Source organism: candidate division Zixibacteria bacterium HGW-Zixibacteria-1, assembly GCA_002838945.1.
Taxonomy (GTDB): domain Bacteria; phylum Zixibacteria; class MSB-5A5; order GN15; family PGXB01; genus PGXB01.
The window spans coordinates 25,122-38,328 of sequence record PGXB01000024.1; the positions used below are offsets into that span (position 1 = coordinate 25,122).

A 13,207-nucleotide genomic window follows, 5' to 3' on the forward strand; every position below is an offset into this window, starting at 1 on the left:
GCTTCATCTTTATCCGGTTTCGTGGTCCTCGATTTTTTCCAGTTTCGGATTGGGATTTCTTATTTTGGCCAGATATGAGTTTCTTGGCCGTACATTTAATTCACCCAGCAACGCATAATTGCGGTCGATTTTCTTCATTGCCGTCACGGCGCTGTCGGGGTCATTTATATTGCCGAATCTTATCGCCTTCGTCGGGCAGGCCTGCTCGCAGGCGGTCATGATTTCACCGTCGCGGACCGTCCGGCCCTCCTGTTTGGCCCTGATTTTGGCGCGGTTGATGCGCTGGGTGCAGAAAGTACATTTTTCCATGACACCTCGCGACCGTACCGTCACATCCGGGTTTTGTGCCATCTTAATCGTCTCGGAGTATTTTCCGGTATAGTTGAAAAAGTTAAACCGCCGCACTTTGTACGGACAGTTGTTGGAGCAGTAGCGCGTCCCGATACAGCGGTTGTAGGTCATATTGTTGAGACCTTCTTTATCGTGCACGGTCGCGGCGACCGGGCAGACCGACTCGCAGGGCGCGTTTTCGCATTGCTGGCAGGCCACCGGCATATGCACTATTTGCGGATCGTCCTCATCTCCGACAAAATAGCGGTCGTTTCTGATCCAGTGCATTTCGCGCCCCTTGGAAACCTGCAGCTTGCCGACAATCGGGATATTATTTTCGCTCTGGCAGGCAATGGTGCAGGCACTGCAGCCGATGCAGGCATTGAGATCGATGACCATACCCCATTGATATCCGTGGCCGTAATCATGCTCCGGATAAATGGAATCCAGCGGGGGATGCTCGACCATTTCTGCGGCAAACTCCGGATGGCCTCGATATTCATCGAGGACGGCCTCGCGGACTATCGGCCGGCCGTGCATACTGCCATGATCCTGGGTTCCGGCCATTTCGATTACGGCGCCGGTTTTTACCAGTTTGACACCGCGATAGAACGATGAATTATTCGAATTCCGGAGAGTATAAGTGTTGGCGCCGACGCCATCGGCCACTTTACCGATGCCATTGCGGCCGTATCCGAGCGCAACGGCCACCGTATAATTGGCCTGGCCCGGCGAGATCCAGACCGGTATTTCAAGTTTTGCACTATCTGTTTCGATATTTACCATGTCGCCGTTGGCTAATTCCAGCTCGGCCGCGGTTTTGGTGCTTAACAGAGCAGCGTTGCCCCAGGTGAGTTTATTGATCGGGTCGGGAAGTTCCTGCAACCAGCCGTTATTGGCAAAGCGACCGTCATATATCTTGGATGGATAAAAATTCAATTCGAGATTGTCTTTCGACAATTCCTTTTCGGGTTTGGGCGGCTCGATTGCAGCGGCACTTAATTTTATTATTTCATCAGGAAGAGCACTATCGGCCAACAGGCCGTCATGCAGTACCTTTCGCCATCTCTTTTCGAAATCGCCGCCTTTGAGGTAACTCTGCCAGGTCTCCCTGATAATATCATACCCGCGCTGGTCACGACCGGTAGCCAACAGTGCATAAATTTCGCTATCGACAGGCGCGTCGTACAATGGCTCAATCATCGGCTGAATGACACTTAAAGTGCCATCAACAGCTCTGGCATCGCCCCAGCTTTCAAGGAAATGGGCCCGCGGAATATGCCATTTGGTCAGCTTCGATGTTTCATCCATATATTCGCTGAAATGCACACTGTTTTCGCATTTTGACAGGACCGACGCAAAATCAGAGTCCGCAGGGGCATTGTACACCGGATTACCACCAAAAATAATAATAGTGGAGATTGCCCCCGATTTCAATCTTTCTGTGACAGTCTTTAATACGCCCATATCAGGCAAAAGGGCATCATCGGTATTGCGATAAGTGACAGTCTGTCCGATATTGCCGAGAGCATCATTGAGGATTATAACCTGCTTATGCACCCAGATGGGCTGGCGACTGCCAGCGACAATTAGCGAGCGGCCTTTTGCACTATATAAGTCATCGGCAAGCGCTTCTATCCATTCTTTATTGAAATCAGAGCCGTCATATTCGGCGGAACCGGGGATATTTAATCCGCGCTTTCGCAGTGCCTCTGCGATGGCCAAAGCCAGCCGGCCGATATGGGCGCTACTTATTCGCAGACGGTGATCCGCCATGCTCCCGGTTATACTGAAGGCGCTCTCCGCCGCATAAAGGCGATTCATGCCGGTTTTGTCGTCATCCGGCTTTCTTTTTGCGGCAAATCCGCGGGCGGCCTTTATATTTTCGTTTTCAGTCAGAAGGAAATCAGCATCAAGCGACAGAATAACATCAGCCTTATTATAATGATATACCGGTCGGAGTAACCTGGCCGTGAGTTGACTGACGGCCTGATAATGTTTTTCATCGCTGACAGGCTCATAACAGATCCATGGAGCGTTCGGATATTTTTTCAGAAAATCCTTTCTCAGCCGCATCAGAGTGGGGGAGGAGAAGGATTCGGAAATAACAGCCAGCCCTTCGCCTCTGTTCGCGGCAAATTTTAATCCCTGCTCGCGCCAGAATGATACGAAATCATTGTAGGTCGATTCCGCACCGGCATGCATCACCTTTTTTGAACGATCCGGATCATAAAGCCCGAGAATGGCCGCTTCAAGAAATATGTCGGCCGAGCCGAGAGTCGAGGGATGCTTTGGGTTTCCTTCGATTTTTGTCGGCCGCCCCTCGTGTGATTCAACCAGAATACCGTAGGCGGATGTCCCCAGCGGCATCGTTGATGCATAATATTGAGGGACCCCGGGAATGACTTCCTCCGGCATGACAACATACGGTACAATTTTTTCCACCGGGCGGCGGCATCCAGCCAGACCGGCCAGGGCCAGCGAGGCGCCCATTATGCCGAGAAAGCTGCGGCGCGAAAAACCTCCGCTGGTTTCACCGTTTTCCTCATGATACCTATCCCGCAGATTTCTGCGATATTCTTTCGTATCATGAAGCTGATCCGGACTGAGCCAGTATTTTTTATTTTCTTTATTCATCATCTATGACACCCCGAGCAGTCTTGCGGCGGCGCAATTGCCTTCTCCTTAATGACCTGCTCGGCAAATTTCATTTGCTCTTCTTTATCGGGTGGTACCCAGTACATATTGGTCAACTCTACGTGGGGCCGCAGATGCATCTCCGGATTGCGGTGGCATTCCAGGCACCAGCCCATACTGAGCGGCTTGACCTGCATGACAACTTCCATCTCCGCGATATTCCCGTGGCAATCGGCGCACCCGACACCGGCATACAAATGCGCGCTGTGGTTGAAATAGCAGTAATCGGCCACTTTATGCACGCGAACCCACTCGATCGGTTTCTTGGTCCCCCAGCTTTCCCGCACCGGCAGGAGCTTCTCGCTCTCGGTCAATATTATAGAATGGCAGTTCATACAGGTTTGAGTCGGGGGAACGTTGGCCGACGCTGATTTTTCGGCAAGGTTATGACAGTAGCGGCAGTCCAGACCCAGATCACCCGCATGCAGCTTATGGCTGTATGGAACCGGTTGAACGGGACGATAGCCGACGACGGTGTACCATGGCGATCCATAGTACCAGAAGAAACTAACCACGGCAACAGCGATGAAGACCGCACCACTGGCGATATATGTCTGAATATTATTCGTCCATTTTGGAAATATCTGTGCCAATGGTTAACCCTCTGCGGCCAATTATAGCAAAATAAAAAAAATAACGCAACCTAAAATATTGCATCCAGCATCAGCGATACAAAAATTACGAACAAATATATTATGGAAAACCTGAACATGGCCCAAATCAGTACACTATCCTTATTTTTTCTGGCCCGGTAAGCTTTTATTATAAACCAGGGACCAAGTATTGATACGGCGCTAAAATAGAACCAGCCAAAATTTATTGCCAGTAAAATTATGCTGGAGACAAAAAGCAGCAGGGTATAAATGAAAATCTGGTTGAGCACAGCTCCGGTGCCTTTGATAACCGGCAGCATGGGCAGGCCGGTGATGCGATAATCGTTCCTGTAATAATGCGCCAGGGCCCAGAAATGCGGCGGTGTCCAGAAAAAAATAATCAGAAACAATATCCAGGGCTGAAGGGCCATGGTTCCGGAAGCGGCGGTCCAGGCTCCGACCGGCGCCATTGCTCCGGCGATTCCGCCGATTACAATATTCTGACTGGTATGCGGTTTGAGCCACAACGTGTAAAATAGCGAGTAAAACAAGATGGTTCCAATCGCCATTAACGCGGTCAGGGCATTAAAAGCCAGAAATAAAACAAAAACGCCGATTATTCCGATTCCGATCGAGAAAATAAGAGCCTCTCCGGATGAAAGTCTTCCCAAAGGAAGCGGCCTTCGGCCGGAAGTGCGGCTCATCCGGGCATCGAGATCCCGCTCGAAATATTGGTTCAATGCATTGGCACTGCCGCCGGTCAAATATAAGGCAATTATGAAAATGAGAAAATCGATCGGCCGCCGAAGCAGGCTGCCCTCCATAAACAATGCGGTCGCCCCGCCTGCCAGGACCAGAATCATTATTTTTGGTTTTGTGAGTTGAAAAAAAGCTGATATTTTGTTACTCATTTTGTCCCGGGGTTAAATGAAAATCGCCACCACATTTTTGGGGAATATAGGCGCTATAAATATTTTTGTCAATTGCAAAATGCTCTAAGTATAATTCTTTTAAAGGTTTCATGGGTCAATCATGGATACAAATGGCCGATTAATTGGAAACATCAATTGACTTGGGGGTGGCGATATTATATAATAAAGACTTTGAAATATTATGGCGGAAGACGGAGTTTCGAAGCATAATATCGGGATGTCCATCGCTTATTGATATTTTGGCGTATATATATGGATATACCAGGAATTTAAAGGGGTTGCTTGAGGTAAAGACTGTTGAGGCAAATATTTTGAAACGATGCCCGTCAAATCACATTTTTTTCACTGAAATAAATTATAATGGCCTATACAGGAATTAGGAGGTTTAATGCCTGCCACCAGGAAAGCCGCTAAACCATCCCTGAAGCAGATTGGCCTGCCCGAGGAAACCCTTCTGGGGCTATATGCCAACCTGCTTAAAACCAGGATGCTGGATGAGCGCTTTAGAAAACTGTTCCGCCAGGGGCGGTTTGCCGGGACCTATTTCTCGGCCGTCGGCCAGGAAGCCACCACGGTCGGGCCGACCTATGGTCTTCGTGATGAAGATATAATCGCTCCTTCGCACCGCGAAATCGGAGCGGCCGTAACCAAAGGCATTCCGCTGGTTCATATTGTGGCCCAGATTTATGCTCGAATCAATTCGCCCGATAAAGGCAAGACCCATCCCTGCCACTATGGCTGGAAGGAAAAGGGCTTTATCAGCCCGTCCTCGACCCTGGCCGGCCAGACGGTAACTGGAACCGGCTGTGCCATGGGATTCAAAATTCAAAAAAAAGATAATGTCGTCATCGCGTTCTTCGGCGAAGGCGCCACCGCGCGGGGCGGCTGGCATGAAGCGGTCAACTATGCCGGTATTCATAAGCTCCCGATCGTTTATCTCTGCCAGAACAATCTCTGGGCCGAATCGGTCCCGGCGAGCCTTCAGGCCGGTATCAAAGACTTTTCCGAGCGCGCCAGGGCTTATGGTTTTCCAGGGATTACCATTGACGGCAATGATGTTGTCCTGGTGCATAAAACCGCGGCCGAGGCGGTTGCCAGGGCGCGCAAAGGAGAGGGCCCGACCCTGATTGAGTGCAAGACTTATCGGTGGTATGGTCATTCCGAAATAGATCCGGCCGACTATCGGCGGGAAGAAGAAATCGTTGAATGGAAAAAAGGCGATCCGATCGCCCGCGCCGAAACATTATTGATGGAACTGGGGATTCTTACCACTCAGCAGCGGGAAGCTATAGTCGAGCAGTTTAATCATGAAATCGAGGAGGCCGTGGCCATCTGCGAGAAAGAAGAATATGCCGAACCGGAAGAGGCCTACAATGATGTCTATTCGAAAAATTTCCCGGTAAGACGCGATGAATACTAATATATCCGTATTGAAAATAAGGTATCAGGAGATAAAATGAAAAAGACGACATTAATCGAGGCCATCAACCAAGCGCTTTTTGAAGAAATGGAGCGCGATAAAAGGGTCTTCCTGATCGGCCAGGATATCGGAGTCTATGGCGGCGTTTTCAAAGCCACCAAGGGGCTGCTGGATCGTTTTGGCCCGGAAAGAGTCATCGATTCACCGATTTCCGAAGTATATATCGCGGGCGGCTCGGTTGGTGCGGCCATGGTTGGTTTGCGCCCGGTTCCCGAAATCCAATTCGCCGATTTTATTACCCCCTCGATGGATCAGATTATACAACAGGCCGCCAAATTACGTTACCGCACCGGCGGCCAGTGGACCTGTCCGATGACCATCAGGGTCTGCTGCGGCGGCGATGTCGGCGGCGGGCTGTATCATTCTCAAATAAATGAGCAGTGGTTTTTCTCGCAGCCCGGTTTGCAGGTGGTCATGCCGGCCACGCCTTATGATGCCAAGGGGCTTCTCAAGTCGGCTATCCGGGGTGATGACCCGGTCATATATTTCGAACACAAACGACTCTATCGATGGGTAAAAGAGGAACTCCCCGAAGGCGACTTCACTGTCCCCATCGGCAAGGCGGCCATCCGTAAAGAAGGCAGCGCTATTACCATTGTTGCCTATGGTTTCATGTATCACCGTTCGATGGAAGCGGCGGCGGCTCTCGAGAAAGAGGGCATATCGGCCGAAGTTATCGATATGCGGACCATCAGTCCCTGGGACAGAGAGATGATATTCGAGTCGGTGAAGAAGACATCCAGAGTTGTCCTGGTGCAGGAAAGCTCCAAGACCGGCGGCGTTATGGCCGAAGTGGCCGCATCCATCACCGAAGAAATGTTTGATTATCTCGATGCCCCGATCAGCCGCGTCTGCGGACTTGATGTTCCGGCGATACCTTTTGCGCCGCCGATGGAACACTTTTTCCTGCCGAACGCTGAGAAGATTTCCCGGGTTGTAAAAAAAGTTATGGAATATTGAGGGAGGCAAAATGGAATATAAAGTTGTTGTTCCGCCGCTGGGTGAATCGGTTGTCGAAGGTACGATTGTCAAGTGGCTGAAAAAGGAAGGGGATCAGGTCAAGGTCGATGATCCGATTGTCGAGATCATGACGGATAAGATCAATGTCGAGATACCTTCTCCCCATGACGGTGTCATGACCAAACATATCGTCCCGGTCGATATGGTTGTCCAGATCGGCCAGGAAATCGCCGTCATGGAGGTCAAGGGCGAAGTGACCCAGGCCCGGACATTCCAGACCAGGCCGGATTCGGGTGAGGAGAGAATCCCCCAGGAACAGGAAGTTAAGGAGCCTCCCAAAGAATTTATCGGGACGGTCGAGCACCATGAGAAAATGGGTATTCATGCCGATAAGGAAGCCATCGAGGGCGGTATCAAGGAGGTCAAATCCTCGCCGGTGGTGCGCCGCCTGGCCCGCGAACATTTTATCGACCTGAGGCTGATTAAAGGGACCGGCCGCGACGGGCGCGTCTCCAAGGAAGATGTCGTTAAGTACATTAATATGAGACATTCGGCCGACAAAGTGAAACCTGATTTTGTCTGGCCCCAGCAGGAAGAAGAGGAGATTATTCCGATCACCGGTGTCCGCAAAGTGATTTCGGAACACATGGTGAAGTCGGCTTTTACCATTCCGCATGTGACCACTTTCGACGAGTGCGATATGTCGGAGCTTCGTGACTGGCGACGGCAGAATGTCGATAAGATCGAGAAAATGCATGGTGTCCGGATCACCTATCTTCCGTTCATCGCCAAGGCCATAATTTTTGCCGCCAAGGATTTTCCATGGATCAATTCCACACTGGAAGACGATACCCTTCATGTAAAAAAGTATTTCAACATCGGCATGGCCGTTGCCCGGGACAATTCGCTCATCGTGCCGGTAATCAAACATTGCGAACAGAAATCATTGCTTCAAATATCCAAGGACATGCGGGATCTCGCCGATAAGGCCAATCAGGATATTCTTAAAATGGATGAGATCACCGGAGGCACAATTTCAATCACCAATGCCGGCGGCATGGGTGCCCTCGGCTCGACCCCGATCATTGCCAAGCCGCAGGTAGCCATTCTGGGTGTCCATAAAATCGTTGATAAACCGGTTGTCAGAAACGGAGAAATTGTCATCCGCCCGATTCTTAACTTCGGGCTGTCATTTGACCACAGGGTCATCGACGGCGGCTATGCCGTTCAGTTCCTTCGCCGGATGATCGAATATCTTGAGGATCCGCAGGGTTGGCTGATTGGAGTTATTTAACCGATTTGAGGTATAAAAATGGCTGAAAAATACAAAGTGGTTGTAATCGGCGCCGGACCGGGGGGCTATGTGGCGGCGATACGGGCGGCCCAGCTGGGAATGAAAACCGCCATTGTCGAAAAAGAATATATGGGCGGCGTCTGCCTGAATTGGGGCTGCATACCGTCGAAAACGCTTCTTTATGTCACCGAATTGAAAAGAACCGTCGAGGCTGCCAAACGCATCGGCCTGGTGGTCGATAAGGTCGAGATTGATCTGGATAAGCTGCGCAAACATAAGGATGACACGGTCAAGCGCCTGACCGGAGGAGTCGGCCTCCTTCTGGACAAAGCCAAAGTCACGAAATTCGACGGGGAAGCATCATTTGTCTCTGACAAGGAAATTCAGGTCATCAAAGGCGACTCGAAGGTGAAAATCGAAGCCGAGAATTTTATTATCGCTACCGGTACCTCGCCCATCGATCTGCCGATGCTTAAATCCGATGGCAAGACCATTATCGGCGCCCGCGAAGCGGTCGGCCTGCCCGATGTCCCCAAGACCATGCTGGTGGTCGGGGCCGGGCCGATCGGTGTCGAAATGGCCACCGTTTACAATACACTCGGATCAAAGGTGACGATCGTCGAAATTCTTGATACGGTCCTGCCGTCATTGGATGCAGAAATCTGCGCCGCTTCCGAAAAAGCCCTGAGAAAACAGGGACTTGAGATTATGCTTTCATCGAAGGTTCTCTCATCCAGAATGAGCGGCAAGCAGATCAATGTTGTCATTGAGACCAAAGATGGCAATAAGAATTTGAGTTTCGACAAGGTTCTCGTGGCGGCCGGGATGAGGCCGAATACCCGGGACCTCAACCTCGAAAAGGCTGGCGTCAAGCTCGATGCCAAAGGATTTGTCCAGGTGGATCAGCACATGCGTTCCAATGTTGCTCATATTTTCGCCATTGGCGATGTTGCCGGCGGACTCCTGCTGGCGCACAAGGCATCTCATGAGGGTATTGCCGCGGTCGAAGCCATCGCCGGGGCCTCCCTGGGCGCCGACTGGAAGGCGGTGCCCTATGCCGTCTTCACCGATCCCGAAATTGCCGGTATCGGCATGACCGAAAAGGAAGCAGTCGATTCCGGGCGCAAGGTGAAAATCGGGCGGTTCCCTTACCGGGCGGTTGGAAAAGGAATTGCCACGCTGGCAATCGAGGGATTTGCCAAAGTTATTGCCGACCAGGAAACCGATCTCATCCTGGGAGTGCATATTTTCGGCCCCCACTCGGGCGATATTATTTATGCCGCGACCACGCTGATGGAGTGTGACGGTACCGCCGAGGATCTCGGTCATATGATGGCGATTCACCCGACTCTGTCCGAGGCCTTGATGGAGGCGGCCCTGAATGTCAATAAACAGGCGATTCATATTATTAATTGATGATATTTGACCATTCCCGATTTTTTTGAAAATAGAGATGGTTTGGCAGGAATTCTTAATCGGATTCCTGCTTTTTTATGGTTGTTTTAATATTTTTATTATATATTAAAGCATGTTCGAAGTGTACGAAAGGGGTATAAAACTCTGGCATTTCGAGAACCTGCAAAAGTATACTGACATCACGCACTTTGTCTCGACCCGCCATGGAGGGAGCAGCGTCCCGCCCTTTAATTCGCTCAATCTCGGATTGAGTTCCGGCGATAACCCGGTCAGGGTAATGGAAAACCGCCGACGGCTGGCGGCGGCGCTCGGCTTTAATGTCGAAAGCATCATTACCAGCTGGCAGGTGCATGGCGACGATGTCAGGATCATCACCAGGGAATCGATTGCCGAGGATGCGTCATTTTGCAAAATCCCCAAAGTTTCGGCTGATGCCATGGTGACCGATATTCCCAATGTCTGCATCACGGTCATTGTCGCCGACTGTGTCCCGGTAATGTATTTTGATCCGACCAAAAAAGTCATCGGCATTGCCCATGCCGGCTGGAAAGGGACCGTCAAGGGGATTGCTCGAAAAGTCGTCAAAACGCTTGAAGAAACCTTCGGCTGCTCACCGAAAGATATTATCGTCGGGATCGGGCCGTCGATCGGCCCCTGCTGCTATGAAGTCGGCCCGGATGTGGTCGGAATCGTCAAAAAAGTGTTCGATAGCCCGGAGGGCATGGTCAAGGAAATCGATGTGAAAGGCAAGGGGCTTTTCAATCTGTGGGAGGCCAACCGCCGGGAATTAGTCGATGCGGGTATCCCCGACAATAATATCGAAATATCCGAGGAGTGCACCAAATGCCACCACAATACCTTTTTTTCCTACCGTTATCAGGGTGAAAAATCCGGCCGCCTCGGGGCGGGGATCATGATTCGTTGATTTGTCGATAGCGTCGTTCAGCCCTTAATTCAATACAAAAATACCGTCAGCTCCGCCTGAAGGCTAATGCGACCCTGTGATAATATGTAATGAATAAATAATACGAATTACAGCTTGATCGCCATCCCGAGGCCGTCGCGGATCGGGATTATCATCGAAAGCAGATCTTTTGAGCCGAAAAGCATCTTATTGAATTCAAGAATCCCGCGGGTCGATTCCGCCGGTTCATCGTCAAGAACCCGCCCGCTCCAGAGAACATTATCGGTGATGAATATCCCGCCCTTGCGGAGTTTCGGAATTGCCATTTCGAATACTTCGGGATACTGCTCCTTATCGACATCGTTGAGAATTATGTCGAACGGACCGTCATATTGTTTTAAGACATCCTGCGCGTAGCCGACATGAAAATCAACCATCGAACCGAAACCGCCTCTTCGCAGATATTCCATGGCCCGTTTCTTATTGTCTTCGGAGCCTTCCGTGCAGATAATTTTGCCGTCTTTGGGCATGCCTCCGGCAAACCAGTAAGCCGAATAGCCGTATCCCGAACCCATCTCGAAAATCGATTTGGCCTTTATGGCCATGGCTAACTGCCTGAGAAATATCCCGCACATCGGGCCGATAATGGGGAAATTATTTTCGCGGGCATAGGTTTCCATCTCCTTCAGAATATCATCCCGTTCGGGCATCAGGTTCATGATATAATCTTTTATCCGTGGTTCGGTGATATGCATGGCCATCTCCGGTTAGAGTTCAATGATTCTGTCCGGCGCGCTGTGCTCGGCGATTAATTCTTCGGCGCTGTCGATCGACTCGACTTCGTAGTAAAACAGGTCCGCGAAATTTTCGACCAGCAGTTCATTGAGGTATTCCATTTCGATATCGACGCCTAATATTCCGGCAATGGAACCGACCGGGTGGTCGGTGATGCCGCACGGATTGATCAGGTTAAAATACTTCAGGTCGGTGTTGACATTCAGGGCCAGCCCGTGATAAGTCACCCATCTGGAAACAGCCACTCCGATGGCCCCGACTTTGTGTCCGTTGACCCAGATTCCGGTCATGCCCTTTTTGGTATAGGCTTCCAGGCCGATTTGCTGCAGGGCCATGATGACAAAATATTCCAGGTCGCGCAAATACTGGTGGACATCCTGGTTCCGGTCGTGTAAATCAAGAATTGGATAAAGAACGGTCTGACCCGGGCCATGAAAAGTAATATCACCGCCCCGCTCGATTTCGTACAGTTCGACTTTTTTCTTCTTAAGTTGATCGGTCGAAACAAGAAGATTCTTTCTCGAGGTGCCCCGCCCCATAGTAATTACCGGCTCATGCTCAGTCACGATCAGGCAATCCGGAATCTTCTCCTGAGCGCGGATTTTGACCAGCTTCTTTTGAATATCCCAGGCCGTTTTATACTTCGTTCGGCCCAGTTCTATTTTGATAAGTTTCTTGAATCCTCGGCTGCGCATGTCGGCTACAGTCTCACCAGGTTAGTAATTTTATAAGCATGCCTAATATATATCCAAGAATCGCGTGTGGTCAAGCAGTTCTATTCAGAATATTTTAATATCCTGTTTTTATTACGATAGTTTCCGTGAATAATTGAAAGAATATGAAGCTCTTTTTAATCTTGCCAGGCTGTTTCATTCGTATTATTATAATCTTCAATCAGGGGTGATAATAATATGAAATGGCAAGGATAACGGCATGGATTTAGTCGGGTGGTTTACTGAACTCCATCCTGTGAAACAGGCGCTGATAGGCACGATTTTTACCTGGTTGATGACTGCGGCAGGAGCCGCCGGCGTCTTCCTGGCGCGAGAACTGAAGCGCAAAACGCTTGACGGCATGCTCGGCTTTGCCGCCGGCGTTATGATCGCCGCCAGTTTCTGGTCACTGCTGGCCCCGGCAATAGAGATGTCCGAGGGCAAAAGCCTTCCGGCCTGGCTGCCGGCTCTGATCGGGTTCCTTCTCGGCGCGGCCTTCCTTCGCCTGGTGGATCTGGTTCTGCCGCATCTGCATGTCGGCTTTGACAAGGAATCAGCCTCGCATGAGGAACGCGAAGGCGTGAAAACCAGCTGGCATAGAACCACGCTTCTGATTGTCGCTATCACCCTGCATAATTTTCCCGAGGGCCTCGCGGTCGGCGTGGCCTTCGGCGCCGTGGCCGCCGGGTTTGAATCCGCTTCTCTGGCCGGCGCGGTGGCTCTGGCCATTGGCATCGGTATTCAAAACTTTCCCGAGGGAATGGCAGTTTCTATGCCGCTCAGGCGGGAAAAAATCTCCCGGTTTAGAAGTTTTTGGTACGGCCAGCTATCAGGAATTGTGGAACCGATAGCCGGTGTCCTGGGCGCGGCGCTGGTTATTGTCGCCCAGCCGATTTTACCCTACGCGCTGGCTTTTGCGGCCGGAGCCATGATATTCGTCGTTGTTGAAGAGCTTGTCCCCGAATCCCATATCGGCGGCAACTCCCACGCCGCCACCTGGGGGGCCATTATCGGTTTTGCCGTGATGATGACCCTTGACGTCGCCCTCGGCTGATTGAAAATCTCCCCGGCTGTTTCCCCAAAAAATATTGCC

General features: G+C 50.8%; 11 protein-coding genes. 6 read left to right on the forward strand and 5 right to left on the reverse strand.

Annotated elements, in window-relative coordinates:
- Positions 1-9 precede the first annotated feature (9 nt).
- The 3 genes from CVT49_10040 to CVT49_10050 are packed head-to-tail and all read right to left on the reverse strand — an operon-like array spanning position 10 to position 4,531.
- A complete protein-coding gene (locus CVT49_10040) occupies positions 10-2,970 on the reverse strand; it encodes a molybdopterin oxidoreductase (protein ID PKK83139.1) in 2,961 nt (986 codons plus the stop codon).
- On the reverse strand, positions 2,967-3,620 hold the full coding sequence (locus CVT49_10045; protein PKK83140.1) for a cytochrome C: 654 nt from the start codon (positions 3,618-3,620) through the stop codon (positions 2,967-2,969). Before CVT49_10045 ends, CVT49_10040 begins: the two co-directional genes overlap by 4 nt.
- Positions 3,621-3,670: 50 nt before the next feature.
- Positions 3,671-4,531 carry a protoheme IX farnesyltransferase gene (locus CVT49_10050; GenBank protein ID PKK83141.1) on the reverse strand — a complete coding sequence of 287 codons (861 nt, stop codon included), beginning with the start codon at positions 4,529-4,531 and terminating at the stop codon, positions 3,671-3,673.
- 409 nt (positions 4,532-4,940) lie between these two features.
- Here CVT49_10050 and CVT49_10055 point away from each other — a divergent pair, with 409 nt between their 5' ends.
- The 5 genes from CVT49_10055 (at position 4,941) to CVT49_10075 (ending at position 10,627) form a co-directional block, all read left to right on the forward strand.
- Positions 4,941-5,972: a hypothetical protein gene (locus CVT49_10055; protein PKK83142.1), complete on the forward strand. Its 1,032-nt coding sequence runs from the start codon at positions 4,941-4,943 to the stop codon at positions 5,970-5,972.
- A gap of 36 nt (positions 5,973-6,008) precedes the next feature.
- Positions 6,009-6,992 carry an alpha-ketoacid dehydrogenase subunit beta gene (locus CVT49_10060; protein ID PKK83143.1) on the forward strand — a complete coding sequence of 328 codons (984 nt, stop codon included), beginning with the start codon at positions 6,009-6,011 and terminating at the stop codon, positions 6,990-6,992.
- A gap of 10 nt (positions 6,993-7,002) precedes the next feature.
- Positions 7,003-8,286 carry a branched-chain alpha-keto acid dehydrogenase subunit E2 gene (locus CVT49_10065; protein PKK83144.1) on the forward strand — a complete coding sequence of 428 codons (1,284 nt, stop codon included), beginning with the start codon at positions 7,003-7,005 and terminating at the stop codon, positions 8,284-8,286.
- Positions 8,287-8,304: 18 nt separating this feature from the next.
- On the forward strand, positions 8,305-9,702 hold the full coding sequence (gene lpdA / locus CVT49_10070; protein ID PKK83145.1) for a dihydrolipoyl dehydrogenase: 1,398 nt from the start codon (positions 8,305-8,307) through the stop codon (positions 9,700-9,702).
- A gap of 112 nt (positions 9,703-9,814) precedes the next feature.
- Positions 9,815-10,627 carry a peptidoglycan editing factor PgeF gene (locus CVT49_10075; protein PKK83146.1) on the forward strand — a complete coding sequence of 271 codons (813 nt, stop codon included), beginning with the start codon at positions 9,815-9,817 and terminating at the stop codon, positions 10,625-10,627.
- Positions 10,628-10,734: 107 nt separating this feature from the next.
- On the opposite strand, the gene CVT49_10080 is transcribed toward CVT49_10075, so the two are convergent.
- Both CVT49_10080 and CVT49_10085 read right to left on the reverse strand, forming a co-directional pair.
- Entirely contained in the window at positions 10,735-11,367 is a 633-nt protein-coding gene (locus CVT49_10080) for an O-methyltransferase (GenBank protein ID PKK83147.1), read from the reverse strand.
- Between the two features lie 6 nt (positions 11,368-11,373).
- The gene (locus tag CVT49_10085; GenBank protein PKK83148.1) at positions 11,374-12,096 is read right to left on the reverse strand and encodes an octanoyltransferase; all 723 of its coding nucleotides are present in this window, start codon (positions 12,094-12,096) and stop codon (positions 11,374-11,376) included.
- A 238-nt stretch (positions 12,097-12,334) separates the two neighbouring features.
- Between CVT49_10085 and CVT49_10090 the strand changes: the two genes are divergently transcribed.
- Positions 12,335-13,168: a ZIP family metal transporter gene (locus CVT49_10090; protein PKK83149.1), complete on the forward strand. Its 834-nt coding sequence runs from the start codon at positions 12,335-12,337 to the stop codon at positions 13,166-13,168.
- Positions 13,169-13,207 lie beyond the last annotated feature (39 nt).

Excerpts from the sequence above, each read along its gene's own strand:
- CVT49_10080 (PKK83147.1), bottom strand. The coding sequence starts at position 11,367 with ATGGCCATGCATATCACCGAACCACGGATAAAAGATTATATCATGAAC.
- CVT49_10090 (PKK83149.1), top strand. The coding sequence starts at position 12,335 with ATGGATTTAGTCGGGTGGTTTACTGAACTCCATCCTGTGAAACAGGCG.
- lpdA (PKK83145.1), top strand. The coding sequence starts at position 8,305 with ATGGCTGAAAAATACAAAGTGGTTGTAATCGGCGCCGGACCGGGGGGC.
- CVT49_10040 (PKK83139.1), bottom strand. The coding sequence starts at position 2,970 with ATGATGAATAAAGAAAATAAAAAATACTGGCTCAGTCCGGATCAGCTT.
- CVT49_10085 (PKK83148.1), bottom strand. The coding sequence starts at position 12,096 with ATGCGCAGCCGAGGATTCAAGAAACTTATCAAAATAGAACTGGGCCGA.
- CVT49_10055 (PKK83142.1), top strand. The coding sequence starts at position 4,941 with ATGCCTGCCACCAGGAAAGCCGCTAAACCATCCCTGAAGCAGATTGGC.
- CVT49_10065 (PKK83144.1), top strand. The coding sequence starts at position 7,003 with ATGGAATATAAAGTTGTTGTTCCGCCGCTGGGTGAATCGGTTGTCGAA.
- CVT49_10075 (PKK83146.1), top strand. The coding sequence starts at position 9,815 with ATGTTCGAAGTGTACGAAAGGGGTATAAAACTCTGGCATTTCGAGAAC.
- CVT49_10050 (PKK83141.1), bottom strand. The coding sequence starts at position 4,531 with ATGAGTAACAAAATATCAGCTTTTTTTCAACTCACAAAACCAAAAATA.
- CVT49_10060 (PKK83143.1), top strand. The coding sequence starts at position 6,009 with ATGAAAAAGACGACATTAATCGAGGCCATCAACCAAGCGCTTTTTGAA.